This is a genomic window from Bradyrhizobium sp. SZCCHNPS1003 (genome assembly GCF_032381555.1).
Lineage (GTDB): Bacteria > Pseudomonadota > Alphaproteobacteria > Rhizobiales > Xanthobacteraceae > Bradyrhizobium.
In genome coordinates, this window is the sequence record NZ_JAUHIU010000001.1 from 256900 (window position 1) to 278802 (window position 21903).

At 66.5% G+C, this 21903-nt stretch carries 16 protein-coding genes; 9 read left to right on the forward strand and 7 right to left on the reverse strand.

Features of this window, described 5'->3' with window-relative positions; all coding sequences use genetic code 11:
* Positions 1 to 72 precede the first annotated feature (72 nt).
* Complete coding sequence (locus QX126_RS01200) at positions 73 to 1662, reverse strand: DHA2 family efflux MFS transporter permease subunit (protein WP_315736763.1); 1590 nt, start codon at positions 1660 to 1662, stop codon at positions 73 to 75.
* A gap of 224 nt (positions 1663 to 1886) precedes the next feature.
* Positions 1887 to 3218 (reverse strand): HlyD family secretion protein, encoded by a 1332-nt coding sequence (locus QX126_RS01205; protein ID WP_315778799.1) that lies wholly within the window; start codon positions 3216 to 3218, stop codon positions 1887 to 1889.
* A gap of 187 nt (positions 3219 to 3405) precedes the next feature.
* On the opposite strand from QX126_RS01205, the gene QX126_RS01210 reads away from it, so the two are divergent.
* The 3 genes from QX126_RS01210 (at position 3406) to lpxD (ending at position 7070) form a co-directional block, all read left to right on the forward strand.
* On the forward strand, positions 3406 to 4044 hold the full coding sequence (locus QX126_RS01210; protein WP_315771377.1) for a TetR/AcrR family transcriptional regulator: 639 nt from the start codon (positions 3406 to 3408) through the stop codon (positions 4042 to 4044).
* Between the two features lie 786 nt (positions 4045 to 4830).
* Positions 4831 to 5406 (forward strand): hypothetical protein, encoded by a 576-nt coding sequence (locus QX126_RS01215; RefSeq protein ID WP_315778801.1) that lies wholly within the window; start codon positions 4831 to 4833, stop codon positions 5404 to 5406.
* 596 nt (positions 5407 to 6002) lie between these two features.
* On the forward strand, positions 6003 to 7070 hold the full coding sequence (gene lpxD / locus QX126_RS01220) for a UDP-3-O-(3-hydroxymyristoyl)glucosamine N-acyltransferase (protein ID WP_315778803.1): 1068 nt from the start codon (positions 6003 to 6005) through the stop codon (positions 7068 to 7070).
* A 619-nt stretch (positions 7071 to 7689) separates the two neighbouring features.
* On the opposite strand, the gene nikR is transcribed toward lpxD, so the two are convergent.
* Entirely contained in the window at positions 7690 to 8187 is a 498-nt protein-coding gene (nikR, locus tag QX126_RS01225; protein WP_315778805.1) for a nickel-responsive transcriptional regulator NikR, read from the reverse strand.
* 198 nt (positions 8188 to 8385) lie between these two features.
* Between nikR and QX126_RS01230 the strand changes: the two genes are divergently transcribed.
* Positions 8386 to 10719, forward strand: a complete 2334-nt coding sequence (locus tag QX126_RS01230) for a TonB-dependent receptor (protein ID WP_315778807.1) — start codon at positions 8386 to 8388, stop codon at positions 10717 to 10719.
* A gap of 346 nt (positions 10720 to 11065) precedes the next feature.
* Complete coding sequence (locus QX126_RS01235; protein WP_315778809.1) at positions 11066 to 11680, forward strand: class I SAM-dependent methyltransferase; 615 nt, start codon at positions 11066 to 11068, stop codon at positions 11678 to 11680.
* Here the strand turns inward: QX126_RS01235 and QX126_RS01240 are convergent, their stop codons facing one another.
* Together QX126_RS01240 and QX126_RS01245 are read right to left on the reverse strand one after the other, a co-directional pair.
* Positions 11681 to 11947, reverse strand: a complete 267-nt coding sequence (locus tag QX126_RS01240) for a hypothetical protein (RefSeq protein ID WP_315778811.1) — start codon at positions 11945 to 11947, stop codon at positions 11681 to 11683.
* 287 nt (positions 11948 to 12234) lie between these two features.
* Positions 12235 to 13419: an extensin family protein gene (locus tag QX126_RS01245; RefSeq protein ID WP_315778812.1), complete on the reverse strand. Its 1185-nt coding sequence runs from the start codon at positions 13417 to 13419 to the stop codon at positions 12235 to 12237.
* 470 nt (positions 13420 to 13889) lie between these two features.
* Here QX126_RS01245 and QX126_RS01250 point away from each other — a divergent pair, with 470 nt between their 5' ends.
* On the forward strand, positions 13890 to 14654 hold the full coding sequence (locus tag QX126_RS01250; protein ID WP_315778814.1) for a DUF2147 domain-containing protein: 765 nt from the start codon (positions 13890 to 13892) through the stop codon (positions 14652 to 14654).
* Between the two features lie 78 nt (positions 14655 to 14732).
* Here the strand turns inward: QX126_RS01250 and QX126_RS01255 are convergent, their stop codons facing one another.
* The gene (locus QX126_RS01255; RefSeq protein WP_315778816.1) at positions 14733 to 16100 is read right to left on the reverse strand and encodes an ATP-binding protein; all 1368 of its coding nucleotides are present in this window, start codon (positions 16098 to 16100) and stop codon (positions 14733 to 14735) included.
* Positions 16090 to 16857, reverse strand: a complete 768-nt coding sequence (locus QX126_RS01260; protein ID WP_315736751.1) for a response regulator — start codon at positions 16855 to 16857, stop codon at positions 16090 to 16092. Before QX126_RS01260 ends, QX126_RS01255 begins: the two co-directional genes overlap by 11 nt.
* Positions 16858 to 17087: 230 nt before the next feature.
* Between QX126_RS01260 and QX126_RS01265 the strand changes: the two genes are divergently transcribed.
* Genes QX126_RS01265 through QX126_RS01275 form a run of 3 tightly spaced genes read left to right on the forward strand, consistent with a single transcriptional unit; the run spans position 17088 to position 21858 of the window.
* Positions 17088 to 18563 (forward strand): efflux transporter outer membrane subunit, encoded by a 1476-nt coding sequence (locus QX126_RS01265; protein WP_315778818.1) that lies wholly within the window; start codon positions 17088 to 17090, stop codon positions 18561 to 18563.
* Positions 18564 to 18604: 41 nt separating this feature from the next.
* Positions 18605 to 19897, forward strand: a complete 1293-nt coding sequence (locus QX126_RS01270; RefSeq protein ID WP_315778820.1) for an efflux RND transporter periplasmic adaptor subunit — start codon at positions 18605 to 18607, stop codon at positions 19895 to 19897.
* Positions 19897 to 21858, forward strand: a complete 1962-nt coding sequence (locus QX126_RS01275) for a MacB family efflux pump subunit (RefSeq protein WP_315778822.1) — start codon at positions 19897 to 19899, stop codon at positions 21856 to 21858. The genes QX126_RS01270 and QX126_RS01275 overlap by 1 nt, the downstream gene beginning before the upstream one ends.
* Positions 21859 to 21903: the final 45 nt, after the last annotated feature.

A 21903-nucleotide genomic window follows, 5' to 3' on the forward strand; every position in this document is an offset into this window, starting at 1 on the left:
AGCGACAATTCTTGTTCCATACCATCGACGGTATGATTTGGCAACCCGCGGCGCGCGCAGGAGCCGCTCACGTCAATGTGCGTCGCCGCCGCCCGCCATCGGCGAACTCGGCTTCTTGAGCAGCATGACCATGAAGCTGAGCGCAATGTAGAAGCAGGTCAGCATGAAGAAGGCATCGCCATAGCCCATCACCACGGCCTGCCGGTGCACGATCTGCGAGAGCTGCTTCATCGCCATCAGCGCGGAATCGCCCATGCCCTGCAGCTTCTGCTGCAGCATGTTGAGGGTCTCGACCGCGGTCGCATTACCCCAGGTCACCCGCTCGTGCAGGCGCGAGATGTGCAGGTCGGTGCGGTCGTTGAGCACCTGGTTGATCACGGCGAGTCCGACCGCGCCGCCGAGATTGCGCATCAGGTTGAACAGGCCCGAAGCGTTCTTGACGCGGTCCGGCGCCAGAGTGCCGAGCGCGATGTTGTTGGTCGGTACCATCGCGCACATCATGCCGACGCCACGCAGCACCTGCGGCACGAACAGCTCCCAGAAATCGTAGTCGCGGGTGATCCCTGTCATCTGGTAGGAGCCGATGGCGAAGATGACGAGGCCGAAGGCGATGATCAGGCGCATGTCGATCTTCACCATCAGCCGGCCGACCACGGGCGCCATCAGGAACATGGTCACGCCCGACACGAACATCGTCTCGCCGATCATCAGCGCGCTGTAGCCGCGCACCTCGGCGAGATAGCGCGGATAGATGTAGGTCAGGCCGTAGAGGCCGATGCCGATGCAGAACTGCAGCAGGCAGCCGACCGTGAAGTTGCGGTCGCCGAACGCATAGAGGTCGACGATCGGCTCGTCGACCGTCAGCACGCGCCAGAAGAAGCACACCGCCGAGACGGCGCAGACCGCGGCGAAGATCGCCACCGACGTGTCCTGCAGCCACTCATATTGCGGCCCTTCCTCCAGCACGTATTCGAGTGAGCCGAGGAATCCGGCCATGAACAGCAGGCCCCACCAGTCGAAGCGGTCGAGCAGCTCGAAATGCGGCTCGTCGAAATCGACCAAGGCGAGCACGCCGACCGTGATGAGGATGCCCGGCGGGATGTTGACGAAGAACAGCCAATGCCAGGACATCGCGTCGGTAATGTAGCCGCCGACCGTCGGGCCGACCGTCGGCGCAAGGGTGGCGACGAGCCCGATGATCGGGCCGACGACGTTGAACTTGGAGCGCGGGAACACCGTGTAGGCCGAGGCGAACACGGTCGGGATCATGCCGGCGCCGAGAAAGCCCTGGAGCGCGCGCCATACGATCATCTGCTCGATCGAGGACGCGAAGCCGCACAGGAAGCTGGAGATGGTGAATCCCGCGGCCGAGATCGCGAACAACAGCCGCGTGCCGAGCGCGCGCGACAGAAAGCCGGACAAGGGAATCGCGATCACCTCGGCAATCAGATAGGCGGTCTGCACCCAGGACACTTCGCTGGAGCTCGCCGACAGTCCGGCCTGGATCTCGCTGAGCGACGCCGACACGATCTGGATGTCCAGGATCGACATGAACATGCCGAACACCATGATCAGGAACGCGATCAGCCGCCGCGGCGCGATGCGGTCCGACGGCGCCGCCGGTGCGCTCATGGTGGGATTGGCTGTGGTGGCGGTGGCCATGGTCTAATGAGTCCGCTGGAGTCGATGACCGCGCCGCGTCACAGGTGCGCTCCCCTCCCCCCGCGCGAAGCGGAGCTTCGCTAGGCGGGGAGGGGTCGGGGGTGGGGGTCCCCAACGGCGGTCTCGCCCGGAGACCCCCCACCCCAACCCTCCCCGCAAGGGGGGAGGGAGCTGACTTCCGATGACGCGACAGCGAATGCAATCGCGCCGGTTAGATCAACTTGCTACTTCCCCTGCACCGTCGCCGGCGCGTCGAGATCTCCGTCACTGTCGGCATCCTTGGCGCCGTCGGTGGTGTCCACCGTGACGTAGACCGACATGCCGGCGCGCAAGAGGTTCTGCCGCGCCACGTCCTTCGGCACGCGGATGCGCACCGGCAGGCGCTGCACGATCTTGGTGAAGTTGCCGGTCGCGTTGTCCGGTGGCAGCAGGGTGAACACCGAACCCGCGGCCGGCGAGATGCTGTCGACCACGCCCTTGAAGCCGCGCGCGCCGTAAGCATCGACCTTGATGGTCACCGGCTGGCCCGGACGGATACGCTTGAGCTGGGTTTCCTTGAAGTTGGCGTCGATGAACACGTCGTCGAGCGGCACGACGTTGCCGAGCCGCTGGCCGACCGCGACGAAATCGCCGGTGTTGACGAGGCGGTTGGAGAAGGTGCCGTCGACCGGCGCGCGCACGGTGGCAAATTCGAGATCGCGCTCGGCCTTGGCGAGCGAGGTCTTGAGCTCGGCGAGCTGCGCCTGGGCCTCGACCTGCTGCGCCTTCGTCACCTCGACATTGTCGCGGGCGGCGTCGAACGCGGCGCGCGCTGCGCGCACCCCGGCCATGCCCTGATCGCGCGTGGCCTCCGACTGCTCGAAGGTCGCATGCGAGGCAAAACCCTTGCTGCTCAGCGCCTGCTGGCGCTCATAGTCGAGCCCGGCGCGCTTCATCGCGGCTTCGGATGAGGTGAGATTGGCCTGCGCCTGCTCGACGGCGCTCTGCTGCGCGGCGACCTGGCGGCCGATGCGCGCGATGGTCGCCTCCTGGGTGGCGATCTTGCTGCGCGCGGCGTCGACTGCGATCTTGTAGTCGCCGTCATCGATGCGGAAGATCACGTCGCCCTTGCGGACCACCGAATTGTCCCGCGGCACGATCTCCTGGATGTGCCCGGAGACGCGCGCGCCCAGCATGGTGTTGTTGGCGCGGACATAGGAATCGTCGGTCGAAACCATGAAGCGGCCGACCAGATAATAGTGCGTGGCATAGCCGGCGGCGGCGAGCGCGAGCAGCACGCCGATGCTGGCGAGCACGCGCTTGCGCTTGCCGGATTTCGGCGCGGCGGCGGGCGCGGCTTGCGGCTTCGCTGCGGCAGGAGCGCCGGCCGGCGCGGGCCGTTCGGATGGCGCCTCGGTGCTGACGTCTGCCTTCAGCTCAGCCGGCTTGGCATCAGCCGGCTTGCGCTGCGCCATGTCGCTGGGCTGCGGCCGGACCGACTCAGCGCTCGGCTGTTTCGACGCTTCCTCGGCGTCCGGACGGCGCGCCCGTACAGCCTGATCTCTCGCAGCGGCCATCAGAGACTCCCACCCATGACAGCGGGGCCGCTCAGGCCCCGAAAATCCCGACCGAACCGTACGGTCAATCCACATCTACCATTGACCGAACCGTTCGGTCAATATACATCTTCGCTATCGCAACATATCCGCGCGGATGCCTTGGTGACGTTGGCGCCGGCCAAATCTTCGGGAACAGCCTAAACCAATGATTGAGGCGGACCACAATACCACCCAAGCAACGTCGGACGACGATTCCTCGAAGCGCCGGCAAATCCTCGAAGGCGCCCGCAAGGTGTTCATGGACATGGGCTTCGACGGCGCCAGCATGGGCGAGATCGCGCGCGTGGCCGGCGTCTCCAAGGGTACCCTCTACGTCTACTTCGCCGACAAATTCCGCCTGTTCGAGGCGATCGTCGCGGAGGAGACCGTGCATCGGGGCGCCTCGAACTTCAGCTTCGATCCCGCCCGCGACGCCGCGACCGTGCTGTACGAATTCGGCACCGCCTGGATCGCGGTCGTCTGCCGCCCCGGCGGCGGATCGGCGATCCGCACCGTGATGGCGATTGCCGAACGCATGCCGGAGGTGGGGCGGCGCTACTATGATTGCGTCATCGAGGGCACGATCGGCCGGCTCGCCGCCTATCTGCAGGCGCGCGTCGATGCCGGGGAGCTCGCCATCGACGACTGCCACCTCGCCGCATCGCAATTCCAGCTGATGTGCCAGGCCACGCTGTTCCTGCCCTTCATCTTTCAGGGAGCCCCCGCCCCCTCGCCCGACGAGGTACACAAAGTGGTGGCGAGCGCCGTCCGCATGTTCCTCGCGACCTACGGCATCAAGAGTTGAGACGCCGCTGACCGCAGCGATGCGCGCGGCGATGTCGGCACAACAGATATCGGCGCAAGACATGTCAGCCCGAGATATGCCAGCATAAGACATGCGCTCTCCTTCTCGCGGCTGGTGACGCCCGAGCTTTGCGTTCGGATCACCCTCGGATCGATCGGAGGGTGCAGGGAAGGCCGGGCGCTGGCCGCGCCCGTGGCCCGCCTGCTCAAAAAAATGCAGGCGGCAGGTACCACAGGTCTGGCCGAACACACCCGGCCCTCCCTGCGCGATGGGCTTACGATTTATACGTAGTCTCCCCGGTGTCCGGGCTTGTAGCCACCGTCACCCGCGTGATGCGCAAGCATCGCCGCGAGCTTGGCGCCAGCATCGGGGCGCCAGGACCATACGACTTCACCGTCCTGCCGGTCGCGTTCGTCCGCTCGCGATAAGCGCGCTGCGCGCCGACAGGCCACCGCTCCCCGCCTCCAACGCTCGTGACGACCGCGAAACGTCCCTCTTCGATCGAGGCGGGATGGCGGTAGACAACCATGAAATTCGGAAAAATGGAAGATGAAAATTTTTGCGCGAGGGACTGGACAGGGCAAATCAGCTTGATCGGGCAAACGAAATCGGATTCTGCGCGCAGCCGGCTTTAACCGCGCGCGACCGCTGCAGCAGCGGGCGACGATACCACGGCGCCGTATCCGCGGAAGAAGCCTAGCGTCCGAGAAGGGGCGCGAGCCGACCTTGCAAGCGGTTGCGGATTGGGGCAATCGAAGCTCGGCAGCCGCGCATCCTGGGCCTACCATGTCAAAGTTCTTCGCTATGGAATCCGTCAGATCTCCCTGGGGTGACTACGGCGATATTCTTTTGAACGGCCTCGTTGAAGCGACCGAGTGCGTCGGACCGCCGATCATCCGCATCTTGCGCACTGGCCCATATGTGCCGCCGATGACCCAGCCATTCGGCTTCATCATCGTCACCGACGAATTTCGACGTGACCTTGAACGCAGCCAGTTGACTGGCTTTGACTTCGAGCAGACTCAGTATGGGAAAGTCGTCCGCCTCGATTGGCAGACTTGGAGCACGGATACCAATGAGCCGATGTCGTATCCCGAGACAGGCGAACCAGAGGACTACATTTTGGGATGCTCCCACGAACCCACTCTTCTGGCGCAGATGCCTCGGTTGTGGGCTCTCGCCGTCCGGCCTACGCCCGAATTGCAGGTCCAGGGCACACATTCCTTCCGCGCAGATCGACATCCGGGCACGGACATCGCTCGTGAGCATACGCTCCATTGGGTAAGCGAGCGTATGAAGGTTTGGCTCGAACGATCGTCGGCGGCTAGATGGATTGCGTTTCGTTCGATAAACCCACGATGAACAATGTCCGCTTCGGGACAAAATGGGATTCTGGGCGCAACAGCGACGGAATATCTGCTGTCGTGAATGCACCAGTTGACGCGTTTCAGGATTAAACCTTCCCCGCCGCTGCCAAAGTACCTGCGGCATCTCGTACCATTGTCATCACCGGCACGAGCGACGGCATTCTAGGGCGCGCGACCGCAGTAGCACGGCGTCATCGCGAGCGAAGCGACGCGATCCAGGGGCCGCGCCAAGACTCTCGATTGCCTCCGCCTGATCGGCTTGGGGACACGTCGGCGCAAGGACGCCTTGCTCCGCCGCAGCCGCGGGTGATGATGCAACGGCGCCGCATCTGCGGCCGGAGCCCAGAGTCCGCTCCAGTCCGTGAACGGGACGTCGACGACATATCTTGAGATCTAACATAGCTCCGTTTCGCAACGTTGCCACGTATCGCTCCCGTCATACTCTCGTCATGCTGGCTTCCGTTCATGCAGCCCGTCACGTTTAAACTCGTCACTCCTTCCGAAGCATGTGCCATCATGTTCTCGCGACGCCAGTCCCCCGAACGCGTGCCCGGTATCGCCCCTGACACAGTTTTCAACTAAGGCTGGGATATGGAAAAACGAACATTCTTCGATCGCCCCGCGGGTTTGACTGTGGCCGAGATCATGGTGCTGACGGGCGCCGAATGCCGTGATGCCGCGCGACTTTCGCACGTGATTACCGATGTTGCGCCACTTGAACTTGCCGGGCCGAACGACCTCACCTTCATCGAAAGCAACAAATACGTCGACGCCTTGGCGACGACGTGCGCCGCAGCCTGCCTCATGCTGCAGCGCTTCGAAAGTCGCGCGCCAAGCACGCTCATTCTGCTGCCCACGGAGCGGCCATATCGCGCCTTTGTCAACGTCCATAGTGAGCTCTACCCTCAATCCCTGCGTCCGACCTCCCCGTTCGAAAGCAACGACATCGCGCGGGGTTCAACCATCCATCCGACTGCGCGCCTTGGGAGCGGAATAACGGTTGATCCAGGAGCTGTGATCGGGCCTCGGGCTGAGATCGGAGCGGGAAGCATCATCGCCGCGACGGCCGTGATCGGTCCGGACGTAGTGATCGGTCGCGATTGCTCAATCGGCGCGGGGTGTTCAATCACACATACGCTGATCGGCGAGCGCGTGGTGATCCATCCCGGATGCCACATCGGGCAGGACGGCTTTGGTTACATCGGTGCCACGCAGCAGAAAGTTCCGCAAACGGGACGCGTGATCATCCAGGACGACGTCGAGATCGGCGCCGGGACGACGATCGATCGTGGCGGCATAAGGGACACGATCATCGGAGAGGCGACGAAAATCGACAATCTTTGTCAGATCGGCCACAACGTCGTCATTGGTCGTCATTGTGTCATCGTCGCACAGTCGGGTCTCAGTGGCAGCGTGACGCTCGAGGATTTTGTCGTCCTTGGCGGCAGGGTTGCGATTGCGTCCCACGTCACGATCGGCAGGGGTGGGCGCGTGGCCGGGGGCTCGGGCGTCATGAATGACGTTCCGCCGGGAAGAACGTGGGGTGGCTATCCGGCCCGGCCGAGAATGCAATGGATGCGGCAACTGGTGACATTGGCTCGACTGACCAAATCCGGCGAGAAAACTGAGGCGCCTTCATCCCTTTCTGATGAGAGCTGAAATCCAATCGATGATCTTTCCACCCGCGCCGAGCAAGGATTTGGCGTCCGGCAGCTTCTATGCCAGGCGCAAGGTCTTCAGCCGGCGGCATCGGCAGGCCCATGAGGGTGCGCTGGCCCCGCGTGCTCTGGGAGCGCTCGGAGCAGTTGCTCGACGCCGCCCCGACCACGTCGCGCGCGGCGCTGCGGGCCGTCTGATCGTTGCTGAGACATAGCCGATGAATTGTAGGGTGGGCAAAGCAGCTGCCCGCAGGGCAGTCGCGTGCCCACCATCGCTCCGCGCACGCGAAAGCGGGATGGTGGGCACGGCGCGCGACGCGCCACACCTGATCAGCAGCATCGGCGCGCGCCTTTGCCCACCCTACCCTGCCGTCATCGCGAGCGTCAGCGAAGCGATCCAGGGCGGCACGGACAGTTTGGATGGCTTGGTGTGCTCATGACTGCGCCCTCTCCCCTTGCGGGAGAGGGCATGCAGGAAGGAGCAGCAATCTCGCCTGGGTGAGGGGTATGCGTCTGCGAGCGTTGCTCGCGGAGAGAGACCCCTCACCCAATCGCGAATGCGGACAGGCCGGCGATGCCCTCTCCCGCAAGGGGAGAGGGCGCTGCATCGGGCAGCGCTGCTACTTCTTCCCGGTCTTCGTGGTGTGAGAATGCGAATGGCTGTGACTGCTGATGCGGCTATGCGAATGGCTGTGCGCATGCCCGTGATCGGCTGCCGCGTCGACCGGCATCATCGCGACGTGGCCGTGGCGGACGCCGCGTTCGGCGATGACGTGGTCGGCGAAGGCCTTGACCTCGCGGCGCTCGCCCTTGAGCACGGTGACCTCGAGGCAGCTCTCCTGGTCGATGTGCACGTGCAGGGTCGCCTGGGCGAGGCCGGAATGGTCGTGCGCCTCCTGGGTGAGGCGCTTCGGCAGCTCGCGCGCGGCGTGGTCGTAGACGTAGCTGAGCGTCGCGATGCAGTGCCGGCTGTCGCTGGCGCCGGCGTCAGCCGTCTCCAAGCCGCTGCGCAGCAGATCGCGAAACGCCTCCGAACGATTGTCGTAGCCGCGCCGGGCCATGAAGGCGTCGACCTCGGCGAGCAGATCGTCGTCGATCGTGATCGTCAGGCGCTGCATGTCCCGTCTCCCTGAGCTGCGCGGCAAGCGCCTATCCACCGCATGAGTATGATGTATTCACGTTGACATCATACCGGTGTCACCTTAGCGTTCTTTAACATTCGACAGTAGGGCGATCCAAGCGAGCATGTCGCGGGCCAACGAAGGCGCGCGGCAGTTGAAGATGCATGCCCTGTGGCGAGCTCTAGGGGCGTGACGATGCGGTGGCGTGGGGCGAGTGTTGGCGTGCTGATGGCGGCATTGGCGCAGCAGGCAAACGCCCATCCGGAACGGGCCCCTGCCGAGTTGCCGACGGTCGACGTGGATGCCCCCCGACGCACGGCCAAGCCGAAGCCGCAGGTCCGGCGCGCGGCGCAGCGGCCGAAGCCGGGCACGGCCGGTGCGACTGCGCATGCGACGCCGGCCGCCACGGCCGCGGCTGCACCGTCCGGCGCGCCCAATGTCGGCTCCGGCCCGGCGCGGCCGCAGGGCATGGCGAGCGAGGTCGTGATATCCGGCGAGGAGATCAACGCCCGCCCGGCCACGCGGCCCGGCGAGGTGCTCGAAGCGGTGCCCGGCCTGATCGTCACGCAGCACTCGGGCGAGGGCAAAGCCAACCAGTATTTCCTGCGCGGCTACAATCTCGACCACGGCACCGATCTCGCGCTCTTCGTCGACGATGTGCCGGTCAACATGCGCACCCATGCCCATGGCCAGGGCTATGCCGATCTCAACTGGCTGATGCCGGAGACGATCGGCCGCCTCGACGTGCGCAAGGGGCCCTATTTCGCCGACGAAGGCGACTTCGCCTCGGTCGGCAGCGTCCATATCGGCCTGGTCGACAGCGTGCCGAAGGCGATCATGCAGATGACGGCGGGCAGTTTCGGCTATCGCCGCTTCTTCGGCATGGACTCGGTGCATGTCGGCGAAGGCCATCTGCTGATCGCCGGCGAGGCGGGCCGCTATGACGGACCGTGGGCCGCGCCCGATGATGCGAAGAAGCTGAACGGCCTGATGCGGTATTCGCAGGGCACCGCGACCGACGGCTTCTCGATCACCGGCATGGCCTATGCGAACCGCTGGACCTCGACCGACCAGGTGCCGGAGCGCGCCATCACCTCCGGCCTGCTCGGCCGCTACGATGCGGTCGATCCGACCGACGGCGGCAAGACCAACCGCTTCGCGCTGTCCGGCCGCGTCGCCGGCACCGACGACGCCGGCTCCTGGAAGGCCAACGCCTATGTGGTGAAGAGCCAGCTCGATCTCTACAACAATTTCACCTACGCACTCAGCAACCCCACCTATGGCGACCAGTTCCACCAGCATGACGACCGGCTGATGCTCGGCGCCAACGCGTCCCGCACCTTGAACGGCAGCTTTGCCGGCCGGCCGATGGAGACGACCGTCGGCATCCAGACGCGCTATGACGACATCGCGCTGGCGTTGACCAACACCCGTCAGCGGGTGCTGCTCTCCGACATCGATGCCAACAACACCGGCGTCGTTCGCGCCGACAAGGTCGGCGAAGGCAGCGTCGGGCTCTATGTCGAAAACACGGTGCGCTGGACCGACTGGCTGCGCACCACGGTCGGCTATCGCGGCGACTATTATCAGACCCACGTGTATTCGCTGACGAACGGCAACAACACCGGCGACGCCGCAGCCAGCCTCGGCAGCCCGAAATTCAGGATGGCGATCGGGCCGTTCAACAAGACCGAGTTCTTCGTCGGCGCCGGCTATGGCATGCACAGCAACGATGCCCGCGGCGCGACCACCACCGAGGATCCGGCCGATCCGACCAACAAGCTCGCCTCCTCGCCGCTTCTCGTCCGCACCAAGGGCGCCGAGGTCGGCGTGCGCACGCGCATCATTCCGGGACTCGACTCGTCACTGAGCGTGTTCATGCTCAACCAGGATTCCGAGATCCTGTTCTCCGGCGATGCCGGCGACACCGAGGCGAGCCGGCCGAGCCGGCGCTACGGCTTCGAGCTGACCAACCATTACCGGCCGGCGTCGTGGATCGACATCGATGCCGATCTGGCGATGACGCATGCGCGTTTCGTCGGCGACAACACCGACCAGGCGGCGGTCTACACCTCGCTCGCCGGCTACCCCCAGGCACAGCTTGGCAATGCGCCCGGCAACTACATCCCCAACGCGCCGTCGATGATCGCCTCGGCCGGCATCACGCTGGGCGAGAAGACCGGCTGGTTCGGCGGCCTGCGCTGGCGCTATCTCGGCGCGACGCCGCTGACGGAGGACAACTACTTCCGCTCGACCGCGACCAGCGTGTTCAACGGCCGCATCGGCTTCCGCGACGCCAATGGCTGGCGCATCCAGCTCGACGTGCTGAACCTGCTCAACACCAAGGCCAGCCAGATCTCCTACGGTTACGGCTCGCTGCTGCCGACCGACCAGCTCTACAAGGACTGCTACGTGTCGCCGCCCGCGACGCCGGTGCCGGCGCAGGTCTGCCGGACTGGCGTGATGGACCGCGTGCTGCACCCGATCGAGCCGCTGACGTTCCGGGTGACGGTGGCGGGGACGTTTTGAGGACTTGATCGTCGTAGCGGCATGACCGTTCCGGCAGCTCGTTCAACGCACGCTATCGCCGCGCAGGCGGTGCGCTCCCCTCCCCTTGCGGGGAGGGGTTGGAGGTTGGTATTCACGGGTCCCGCCGTTGATGAGAGCCAGTGCGCCGACAGGCACGACGCTTCGTTGCGTGTCGCGTTACGCACCCCATGAGTTCTCGACAGATGATGGGGATCTCACCTCGTTCAGCGCGTGGGACCCCCACCCCCGACCCCTCCCCGCAAGGGGGAGGGGAGCCCACCACCGCCTGGGCAAGAGTTCGAGCCGTCGCGTGCTATAATGTGTGCCTCTCCTCGGGACCGAAACCATGTCCGACCGCACCACCCATTGGCAGAACGTCTACACCACCAAGGCCGAGACCGAGGTCAGCTGGTACCAGGACGATCCGGCGACCTCGCTGCGGCTGATCCGCGAGGCCGGCGCGACGCCGACATCGCGGATCATCGATATCGGCGGCGGCGCCTCGCGGCTGGTCGATGCGCTGCTCGCGGCCGGCTACGGCGCGCTCGCCGTGCTCGACATCTCCGATGCGGCACTGGCGACGGCGCGCCGCAGGCTCGGCGCGGCGGCAGCCGGGGTCACGTGGATCGCCTCCGACGTCACCACCTGGACGCCGGACGCGCGCTACGACGTCTGGCACGACCGGGCCGCCTTCCATTTCCTCACCGCGCCTGAGGACCGGGCCGCCTACGTCGACCGCCTGCGCGCGGCGGTGGTGCCCGGCGGGGCCGTCATCATCGGCACGTTCGCGCCCGATGGTCCGGAGAGGTGCAGCGGACTGCCGGTCGTCCGCTACGACGCCCACAGCCTGGCCGCAACGCTGGGTCCTGCTTTCACGCTGCAGGACAGTTGCACCGAGGCGCATCGCACGCCATGGGACTCGACGCAGCAGTTCCAGTTCTGCCGCTTCCGCGCCGGTTAGTCAGCAGCACAGAGGCGGGCCATCCGACACGACGAGAACCTCGATGTCGGTATCCTCGCTGCGCGCGGCATCGTCCGCTCCGCCAGCGGAGGTCTCACTCTGCGGCGGCGTGCGCCAGGGAATCGGCTTCGGCGGCATCCGCTCCAGGCGCTGCGCGTCGGCGACGGCGCGGCGGGCGATCTTCAGCGAACGGCAGACCAGCACGGCCTGCTCGGCGGTGCCGACCTCGAAGCCCGAGCCAATCGCCTTGATGCGATACGATACCATCTCCGCCTCTCCCAATCCGGCAGCAACCAGAACCCCGCGCGCCTTGTTCCTGGCGACTGTGGCAGGTCTAGTGTCGGCCAATGGCGGACGGCAAAACTGGTCAACGGACTCCTAATGCGCAGCGCGTGACATCGGCGTTTCCGTTTCGCGGCGGGACAGAGTGCCTTCACGCGCGGCCGACGGCGGGAGAAATCCACAGCCGCGCACAGGCGCGAACGAATGGCGAATGGCGACCAGGCGATCGTCCCGATCCCGATTCGCTGCTCGCTATTCCCTATTTGCTCCTCTCAATAGTCCCGGAATTCGTCTTCCTCGTTGATCAGCTGGCCGATGCTGCGCGGCTGCTTGCGCGAGGGGATCGAGCTGGTCACGTCGGGTTCGCGCTGGCCATAGCCATAACGCCGCTGCTGCGCGCGCCCCGCCACCGCCTCGCCGGATTGCGCGGCCGGCTGGCAGATCAGGCGGCGGCTGGCGCGGCGCATCAGGTCCACATGGATGTGGTCGTAGTGATAGACGTTGGAGCCCGGCGCCAGCACGGTGGTGAACTGCTGGCAGGCGCCACCCTGGATGTCGCGCAGAAAGCCCTGCTCCTCCGGCAGGCCGATCCAGCCATCCTTGACGCTGATGCGACGGCCGTCGGCGAGCGTGAAGGCGGCGATGTCGAGCGCGTTGCCGAAGGCATGCTCGGAAATATGCGCGCTCGGATTGCCGTTCATTCCGCGGCAGGAATAGGCCGAGATCTGCTTGATCTCGACGACCTTGGTGCCGAACCAGCGCTGGGCCGCCGGCTGCACCGATTCCGCAAGCCAGCGGTCGAGCGCCGAGACGATCGGACAGGCGAGCGTCGCGGTCGGCTTCACCGCGACCGGGCCGACGGTGCCGACCGGATCGCGCGACGGTCCGAGCCGCGGCGGCGGTTCCTGCGGCGGATAGGCGGTGCGAGCGGCCGGCTGACCGCGATAGGGCGAATAGGCCGCGTCGGCCGGCTGATCGACGTCGTCCTCGCCGACCGGCGGCTCGAGCTGCAGTGGCGCGCCGGGAGGAGCGCCATAGGACGGCGATGCCGAATTCGGATAGGCCGCGCTCGACGCGGGATAGGCCGGCTGCGGCGCGGCCTGCGGCTGATAGGTCGCGGGCGGGGTGTAGCGTTGCGGCGGCTGGTTGATCGGCCAGCGCGGCTGGCCGCCGATCGCGGCCGGTGGACGCAGGCTTTCATCGGCGAAGCCATAGCTCGTGGTCGCTTCGCCGAGCGCTGCCACCTTCAGCGGATAGTCGGCGCCGCACATGCCGGGGCCGGAGATCGGATTGATGCGGACGATATCCGCGCTCTCCTTCACCGCGCCCGATTTCAGGCAGGCGATCTCGGCCTCGGCCCGCCACGGCTCGCGCTCCTGGAAGAATCCACGGCCGCAACCCGCAAGCGAGACAAGGACGATGGAGCCGACGAGATACAAACGAACTCCGCGCGTCATATGCAGAGGTTTGCGGCAATTTGCTTAAGGACCTGTCAATGCCGTCCATTTACGGCGCGCAAACCATCGTGACGTGAAAGGCAGTCCATTTACGGGGAAGCGACAACCGCGCTGTCTTTTCTGCCGATGCCGATCGGATATGTGTGGCGCGCGCTCCGCGGAACGCCTGCGTCAGGAGCGACGCGCACGTCAGGTGCGCGAGAGATACGAAAACGGGAGCCGTCCCATGAGCCCTGCCGATCGGCTGAGCATGGTGGTCACGTGTATCGTGTTTGCATTCGTCGGCGCCATCGTCGTCGGGATGATCTGATCGCTGAGATCCGACCTCGATCGATTGACGGGCTGCGGCGGGCCGCGTGCAGCCCCAGCCGCATTGGCTTTTCGGCTGTGACCCTTGTCACAGATCGCGCCGTCGCCCGCCTCTAAGAGTTTCCTCCAGGTTCACGACGCCGTCCCGAGGGAGCTCATCCATGAAGACCGTCTTTCTGGCCGCAGCGGCCGTTCTGATCGCGAGCAGCGCCGCGCAGGCCGGCAGCTCGATCGCGTTCAATTTCGACGGCCACAAGATCCGCGTCACCGTGCCGCGCAACTGCCAGTCGCTGTCCTGCCTGCAGGTGTCGGGCATCGACCTCAGCGGGCTGACATCGTCCAAGCTCGGCGATGATGCGCCGGCGAGCAGCGCGCCTGCGGCCAGTGCTCCGGCTCCCGCCGCCGCGGCGCCCGCTGCGCCGGTCGTGAATGCGCCTGCGCCCGTCACCGCCGCACCAGCCGTGGCCGCGCCAGCCCCCACAGCGCCCGCTTCCGTCGCGCCATCCATGACGGGGCAGATGCCGGTGCCGCCGGCACCGGCATCTGCGACCGCGCCTGCTCCCCAACCTGCTCCGGCACCCGCGCCGGTCACCGTCGCCGCGGCGCCTGCCGCAGTTCAGCCCGCTCCGGCTGCAGCCGATCCGAACTCGCCGCTCGGCCTGTGGGCCACCGAGGGCGGCAAGGGCAACGTCGTGATCGAGCCGTGCGGCGCCAACATCTGCGGCTTTGCCGAGAAGACGCGGGAGAAGATCCTGATCAACATGAAGCCGAAGGACAGCAAATGGGTCGGCCGCATCCATGACCCGGACGGCGGCGGCAATTACGACTCCACCGTCGTGCTCAAGAACCCGAACACGTTGCGGGTCCAGGGCTGCGCCTTTGGCGGCCTGTTCTGCGGCGGCCAGACCTGGAAGCGCGTGAGCTGATCGCCGTCCCTCGACATCGGCAAACGCAAAGGCCCCGCCGGGATCAGCACCGGCGGGGCTTCCTTCTCGTGGCGTGTGCTACGCCACCTTGGCGGGGATCGCCGAGGGCATCGCGATGCGCAGCGGCAGCGACAGCCGCACCCGCAGACCGCGCGGGGCGTTGGGCATCAGCGCGATGCCGCCGTCATGCTTCTTCATGATCTCCTGCGCGATCGACAGCCCGAGGCCGAAGCCGCCGGCGGAGCGGGCCTGGTCGAGCTTGACGAACGGCTCCAGCGCGCGCGCCTGCAGCGCCTGAGGGATGCCCGGACCGTCGTCGGCGACCTCGATCGCGATCATGCCGTCGGCCAGGGTCGACAGGCTGACCACGACCTCGCTGCCGTGCTTGACCGCGTTCTCAACCACGTTGGTGACGGCGCGCGACAGCGCCCGCGCCCGGCCCTCGCAGACCAGCCGCGACGGTCCATCGAAGGTGACGGCGTGGCCGACATCGGCGAAGTCGCAGCAGATCGTCTCCAAGAGGCTCGACAGCTCGATCCGCGCCGGCTGCTCGGCCTTGGTGTCGTCGCGCAGATAGTCCAGCGTCTCGTCGAGCATGCGGCTGACCTGGTCGATGTCGCGCAGCATCGCGCTGCGCATCTCGACCTGAGCGATGCGCTCCGAGCGCAGCCGGAGCCGCGTCAGCGGCGTGCGCAGATCGTGGCTGATCGCGGCCAGCATGCGCGTGCGGTCGTCGAGCAGCGCGCGGATGCGCGCCTGCATCTCGTTCAGCGCCTCGGCGACCTGGGCGATCTCCCGGGGCCCGCGCCGGCTCAGCGGCTCCTGCGCTCCCGGCGAGCGGCCGAACGCCGCAGCCGCGCGCGCCATCTCCGACAGCGGCCGGATGATCGCCCGCGCCGCGTAGATCGACAGCAGCACGCCCAGGATCAGGATGAGGAACAGGAACACCGCCGTCGGCTTCAGCACCATCGACCAGAATTCGAGGCGCGGCACGTCGTCGAACACCAGCGCACGCTCGCCGTCGACCTGGACGATGATCTGGGTCGGCGGCGACGCGCCATAGCCGACGCCGTGGAGCAAGGTGACGTCACGCAGCACGCTGAGCTGACGGCGGGCCAGCCGCGACGTCCATGGCACGTCCCTGACCGGCTTGGCGAGCAGCGTGAGCGAGGTCAGCGGCACGAGCTCGACCTGGATGCCGGAGCTGCGCAGGCTCGACAGGCTGCTGCCGACGGCCACGGGGTCGTTCGCGGCGCGGACGAAGTGCACCGCCTCGGCCACGCGCGCGATGCCGTAGGCCGGCGATTCCTGCTCGTCGGGCGGATCGAGGAACAGCAGCGCCGCCGCGATCATCACGACCATGCCGAACAGCACCGACAGCGACGCCAGCGTCACGATCTGCGTGGTGAGGCCGAGGCGCGGGCACGGCTTGCTATCAGGCGTCATCGATGGTCTCGACTCTTGGCGTGAAGACGTAGCCGCCGAGGCGCACCGTCTTGATCAGGGTCCAGCTCCTGGCGCCGGGCTCGATCTTCTGGCGGATGCGGCTGATGTGAACGTCGATGCTGCGCTCGACCGGCCCGGCCTGCCCGCCATGCGCCAGCTCGATCAGTTGCTCGCGCGACAGCACCCGGCCGGCGTTGCGGCAGAACGCCAGGAGGATGTCGAACTCGGCGCTCGTCAGCGTGATCTTGACGCGGTCGGGATCGAACAGCGTGCGCGTCGCCGGCTCGATGCGCCAGCCGTCGAAAGTCATCGGTGCCTGCCGCGCCGCGATCACGGCGGGATGCAATTGCGAGCGGCGCAGCAGCGCGCGGATCCGCGCCACCAGCTCGCGCGGATTGAACGGCTTGACGACGTAGTCGTCGGCGCCGAGCTCGAGACCGAGGATGCGATCGATGTCCTCGCCCTTCGCCGTCACCATGATGATCGGCACGGTCGAGATCTGGCGAAGGCGGCGACAGATGCTCATGCCGTCATCGTCCGGCAGCATCACGTCGAGCATGATGAGGTCGACCTGCTCGCGCTGCAAGAGGTCGTTCATTGCGGCCGCGGAGGACACGAAGCGCGGCGCGAAGCCGTGCTCCTGCAACAGCTCGGTGAGCAGCGCCGCAATCTCCCGGTCATCTTCGACGCAGAGAATGCGCGCAGCTGCCGGTATGTTTGCGTCTGCGGCCACGGCGGTATTGTGTGACGACATCATGCGCGGAACATGGTCGATTTGAGTCCAAAAGAACAGCCCGAAGCGAGCTCCGATCGTGGCAAAAGTAAGCTGTATTGTTAAGGCGGAAACATTTCTTCACGCGACTTAATCCTGCGAAATTGGTATCACGCCTAGGCTTTACGCATCAGACAAGCATCAACAGGGAAGTCCTGCGGCATGGCTCTTCGGCCGGCGCGGCCCTCTTCCGAACCGCGATCGTCTCAGCCACCGTGAAGCCTCTCCTGCTCGCACTCTGCCTGGCCACACCGCTGCTCGCCGGCTGCGCCGTCGGGCCCGACTACGTGAAGCCGGATTTCGGCATGCCCCAGAGCTGGAGCAGCGACCGCAACAAACCCACGCAAGCGCTGAAGCTCGCACATTGGTGGCGCAGCCTCGGCGATGTCATGCTCGATCAGCTGATCGCAGACGCCGTCAGCGGCAATCTCGACGTCGCCGCCGCCAAGGCACGCATCCGCGAGGCGCGGGCGACGCAGCGCCAGGCCATCGGCGCACTGTTTCCCACAGTGAGCGGCACCGGCACGGCGACGGAGACCCGCAGCGCCGGCAGCTCGACGAGCGGCATCGCGATCGCTCCTACCACCTACAGCCAGTACCAGGCCGGCTTCGATTCGAGCTGGGAGCTCGATCTGTTCGGCGCCAACCGCCGCGCGGTCGAGGCCGCGGGCTATGGCGTCGACGCTGCGGAGGACGATCTGCGCGCGACCTTGCTGACGCTGATCGGCGACGTCGCCTCGAACTACATCGATGCCCGCGCCTATCAGGCGCGGGTGGCGCTGGCCCGGCGCACGGCGGCCTCGCAGCGCGAAACCGCGGCACTGACCGAGCGCAAGCAGAATGCCGGCTCGGCGTCGGCCGTCGACACCGCCAAGGCCTCCGCGCTCGCCGCCAGCACCGAAGCCACCATCCCGACCTATGAGAGCAGCTATCAGCAGGCCGTGCACCGGCTCGGCGTGCTGCTCGGCCGCGACCCGGCCGCACTGAGCCTGCGCCTGTCGCGCACTGCGGCGATCCCGGCGCCACGCCTGCCGTTGCCGAAGGGCATCCCGGCCGACGTGCTGGTGATGCGGCCGGACGTCCGCAAGGCCGAGCGGCAGCTCGCACAGTTCACCGCGAAGATCGGACAAGCGACGGCTGCGCTGTATCCGGATGTCAGCCTCAGCGGCTCGGTCTCGACCAGCGCGCTGAAGCTCGGCGATCTCGGCAAGAGCTCGACCATCGGCTGGTCGATCGGCCCCAGCGTGTCGGTGCCGATCTTCAACGGCGGCAAGCTGCAGGCGGCGGTGGAGATCGCCGAGGCGCAGCGCGACGAGTACCACGTCGCCTGGCAGAGCGCCGTGTTGAGTGCGCTCGAGGACGTCGAGAACGCCATCGTCAATCTCGGCCAGGAACGCATCCGCATCCGCAGCCTGACGGAATCGGCGCGACGCTATGGCGAGGCTGCGCGGCTGTCGCGCTCGCTCTATCAGACGGGGTCCAGCACTTTCCTCGACGTGCTCGACGCCGAGCGCTCGCAATTCGCGGCCGAGGACAATTTGCTCGCCAGCCGCGCGACCTTGGCAAAAAATTACGTCGCACTGGCCAAGGCGCTGGGCGGCGGTTGGACCGGCGCGATCGACAGCTCGCGGCCCGAGGTCGTCGACAGCGGCACCGGGCCGCATCTCGCGCAGTCCGTCGACCCCAAATAGTCCACGTCCTGAATTCCAAAACGTGTTTCCGAAATGATCCGATGAACGCACCCCTATCCCAGATGCCCCGAGCGGTCGCGGTCGATGACGGCCACGCGCCGGGACCGAAACCCAAGCGGCCGCGCCGCTGGCCGCTGCTGATCGTGGGAGCGCTCGTCGTTCTGGCCGCCGCGATCGTGCTGGTCATGAGGCTGACCAGCAATCCCAACGCCAATCTCGTCACCGCACCCGTCACGACCGGCGACATCGAGCAGACCGTGCTCGCCACCGGCACGCTGAAGCCGGTCAAGCTCGTCGCGGTGGGTGCCCAGGCGTCGGGGCGCCTCGTCGCGCTCAACGTCAAGCTGGGACAGAAAGTGAAGGCCGGCGACCTGATCGCCGAGATCGACTCGCTGACGCAACAGAACACGCTGCGCACCAACGAGGCGAGCCTGCGGAGCGTGCGGGCGCAGCGTGACGAGAAGGTCGCCACCCTGGCGCTGGCCGAGGCGAACCTGGCGAGGCAGCAAGTCACGCTGGCGCAGAAGGCGTCGTCGCGCGCCGACTATGACAGCGCCGAGGCGACCGCGAAGCAGACCCAGGCCCAGATCGCGCAGCTCGATGCGCAGATCACCGAGGCCGAGGTGGCGATCGAGACGGCGCGCGTCAGTCTCGGCTACACGAAGATCACGGCGCCGATCGACGGCACCGTGCTGTCGATCGTGGCCCAGCAGGGCCAGACCGTGAATGCGGTGCAGTCGGCGCCGACCATCGTCGTGCTCGGCCAGGTCGAGACGATGACCGTGCGGGTGGAGATTTCCGAGGCCGATGTGGTCAAGGTCAGGCCCGGACAGAACGTCTACTTCACCGTGCTGGGCGAGCCCGATCATCGCTACGAAGGCACGCTCGGATCGATCGAGCCGGCACCCGAATCGATCAAGAGCGATTCGAGCTTCTCGTCGAGCACGACGACCACGTCGAGCAGCAGCTCGTCCTCGTCCACCACGTCCTCCGCGATCTACTACAATGGCGTGTTCGACATCGCCAATCCGGACGGGCGGCTGATGACCTACATGACGGCCGAGGTCCACATCCTGCTCGGCGAGGCCCGCAAGGTCCCGACCATTCCGTCGTCCGCGCTTGGCAACGCCAATCCCGACGGCAGCTACACGGTGCGCGTGCTGACCGGCGCAGGAACACTGGAGAAGCGCACCACTCACATCGGCCTCAACAACAAGATCCGGGCCGAGGTGCAGTCCGGCCTGCGCGAGGGCGAGCGGGTCGTCATCTCGACGCCCGACGAGGGGCCGAAGCGAACCGTGATGCCGCCGCCGGCCTCCTCCGGAGGTCCGTGATGGCGGAGGTGCTGATCGATCTGCAGAACGTCGGGCGGTGCTACGCCTCCGGCGAAAACATCGTCCATGCCTTGCGCGGGGTCGACATCCAGATCGCGCGCGGCGAGATGGTCGCCATCATCGGCCAGTCGGGCTCCGGCAAGTCGACGCTGATGAACATTCTGGGCTGCCTCGACCGCCCGACATCCGGCAGCTACCGGATCGCCGGCCGCGAGATGGGCTCGCTCGATCCGGACGAGCTGGCGGCGTTGCGGCGCGAGCATTTCGGCTTCATCTTCCAGCGCTACCATCTGCTGGGCGAACTCACGGCCGCTGAGAATGCCGAGGTCCCGGCCGTCTATTCCGGGCTCGGCCCCAATGCGCGGCGCCGGAAGGCGGCGGCGCTGCTGCAGCGGCTCGGCATGGGCAGCCGTACCGACCACAAGCCGGGTCAGCTCTCGGGCGGCCAGCAGCAGCGGGTCTCGATCGCCCGCGCGCTGGTCAACGATCCCGACGTGATCCTGGCCGACGAGCCGACCGGCGCGCTCGACCGCGCCAGCGGCGAGGAGGTGCTGCGCATCCTCGACGAGATCAGCGCCTCCGAGCGCACCGTCATCATCGTCACGCACGATCCGAGCGTCGCGCAGCGCGCCCGGCGCATCATCGAGATCGAGGACGGCCGCGTCATTTCCGACCGGCTCAATCCGCGGACTTCGGAACCCGCGCCAGCCGCAGCGACCGAAGACCATACCGCCGCGGCGGCGTCGTGGTGGCGCAGCCAGCTCGACCGTTTCCGCGAGGCCGCGCGGATGGCGCTGCTCGCCATGAATGCGCACCGGATGCGCGCGTTCCTCACCATGCTCGGCATCATCATCGGCGTTGCCTCGGTCGTCCTGGTGCTGGCGCTCGGCAAAGGCTCGCAGGCCAAGGTGCTGAAGGACATCAACCGGCTCGGCACCAACACGCTGGAATTCTTTCCCGGCAAGGATTTCGGCGATACGCGCTCCAGCAAGATCAGGACGCTGGTGCTCGCCGATGCCAAGGTCATGGCGCAGCAGCCCTATGTCGACGCCATCTCGCCGACGGTCTCGACCACCAGCACGTTGCGGTTCGGCGCGATCGAGGTCAGCGCCCAGATCTCCGGCGTCGGCGAGCAGTATTTTCGGGTCAAGAACACCGAGCTCGCCGAAGGCAGCTATCTCGATGCCGATACCGTGCGCTCCTACGCCCAGGATGCCGTGATCGACGACAATGCGCGCAAGGCGCTGTTTCCCGATCCCGACGTCAGTCCGCTGGGCAGCGTGGTCCTGATCGGCAAGGTGCCCTGCCGCGTCGTCGGCGTCACCAAGCAGCAGCAGGCCGGGTTCGGCTCCAGTTCGACGCCGATCGTCTATCTGCCCTACACCACTGTGCAGGCGCGCTTCCTCGGCAACCAGGTGCTGCGCAGCATCAGCGTCCGCGTCGACGAGGCGACGCCGATGGCCGCAGCCGAGCGCGCTGCGACGGCGCTGCTGACGGCGCGGCACAACGCCAAGGACTTCTTCGTGCTCAATACCGACGACATCCGCAAGACCGTCGAGAGCACGACGCAGGTGCTGACTCTGCTGGTGGCAGCCATCGCCGTGATCTCGTTGCTGGTCGGCGGCATCGGCGTCATGAACATCATGCTTGTGTCGGTGTCCGAGCGCGTCGGCGAGATCGGCGTGCGCATGGCGGTCGGCGCGCGGCGCAGCGACATCCTGATGCAGTTCCTGATCGAGGCCGTGCTGGTCTGCCTGCTCGGCGGCGCGCTCGGCCTTGCGCTCGCGGTCGGCTTCGGCACGGTCTTCAACGCGCTCGACGTCGGCTTCCAGCTGATCTATTCGCCGCTCGCAATGGTCGGCGCCGCCGTCACGTCGATGGCGATCGGCATCGGCTTCGGCTACATGCCCGCCCGCAGCGCCTCGCGGCTCGATCCGGCAACGGCTCTGGCAAGGGAGTAGGTCGGAAAGAATGAGCTCCACTCCTCCGGACAACAACCGTATCGA

Bases quoted from the DNA above. Each gene is read 5' to 3' on its own strand.
- QX126_RS01200 (WP_315736763.1), bottom strand. From the start codon at position 1,662: ATGGCCACCGCCACCACAGCCAATCCCACCATGAGCGCACCGGCGGCG.
- QX126_RS01205 (WP_315778799.1), bottom strand. From the start codon at position 3,218: ATGGCCGCTGCGAGAGATCAGGCTGTACGGGCGCGCCGTCCGGACGCC.
- QX126_RS01210 (WP_315771377.1), top strand. From the start codon at position 3,406: ATGATTGAGGCGGACCACAATACCACCCAAGCAACGTCGGACGACGAT.
- QX126_RS01215 (WP_315778801.1), top strand. From the start codon at position 4,831: ATGTCAAAGTTCTTCGCTATGGAATCCGTCAGATCTCCCTGGGGTGAC.
- lpxD (WP_315778803.1), top strand. From the start codon at position 6,003: ATGGAAAAACGAACATTCTTCGATCGCCCCGCGGGTTTGACTGTGGCC.
- nikR (WP_315778805.1), bottom strand. From the start codon at position 8,187: ATGCAGCGCCTGACGATCACGATCGACGACGATCTGCTCGCCGAGGTC.
- QX126_RS01230 (WP_315778807.1), top strand. From the start codon at position 8,386: ATGCGGTGGCGTGGGGCGAGTGTTGGCGTGCTGATGGCGGCATTGGCG.
- QX126_RS01235 (WP_315778809.1), top strand. From the start codon at position 11,066: ATGTCCGACCGCACCACCCATTGGCAGAACGTCTACACCACCAAGGCC.
- QX126_RS01240 (WP_315778811.1), bottom strand. From the start codon at position 11,947: ATGGTATCGTATCGCATCAAGGCGATTGGCTCGGGCTTCGAGGTCGGC.
- QX126_RS01245 (WP_315778812.1), bottom strand. From the start codon at position 13,419: ATGACGCGCGGAGTTCGTTTGTATCTCGTCGGCTCCATCGTCCTTGTC.
- QX126_RS01250 (WP_315778814.1), top strand. From the start codon at position 13,890: ATGAAGACCGTCTTTCTGGCCGCAGCGGCCGTTCTGATCGCGAGCAGC.
- QX126_RS01255 (WP_315778816.1), bottom strand. From the start codon at position 16,100: ATGACGCCTGATAGCAAGCCGTGCCCGCGCCTCGGCCTCACCACGCAG.
- QX126_RS01260 (WP_315736751.1), bottom strand. From the start codon at position 16,857: ATGATGTCGTCACACAATACCGCCGTGGCCGCAGACGCAAACATACCG.
- QX126_RS01270 (WP_315778820.1), top strand. From the start codon at position 18,605: ATGAACGCACCCCTATCCCAGATGCCCCGAGCGGTCGCGGTCGATGAC.
- QX126_RS01275 (WP_315778822.1), top strand. From the start codon at position 19,897: ATGGCGGAGGTGCTGATCGATCTGCAGAACGTCGGGCGGTGCTACGCC.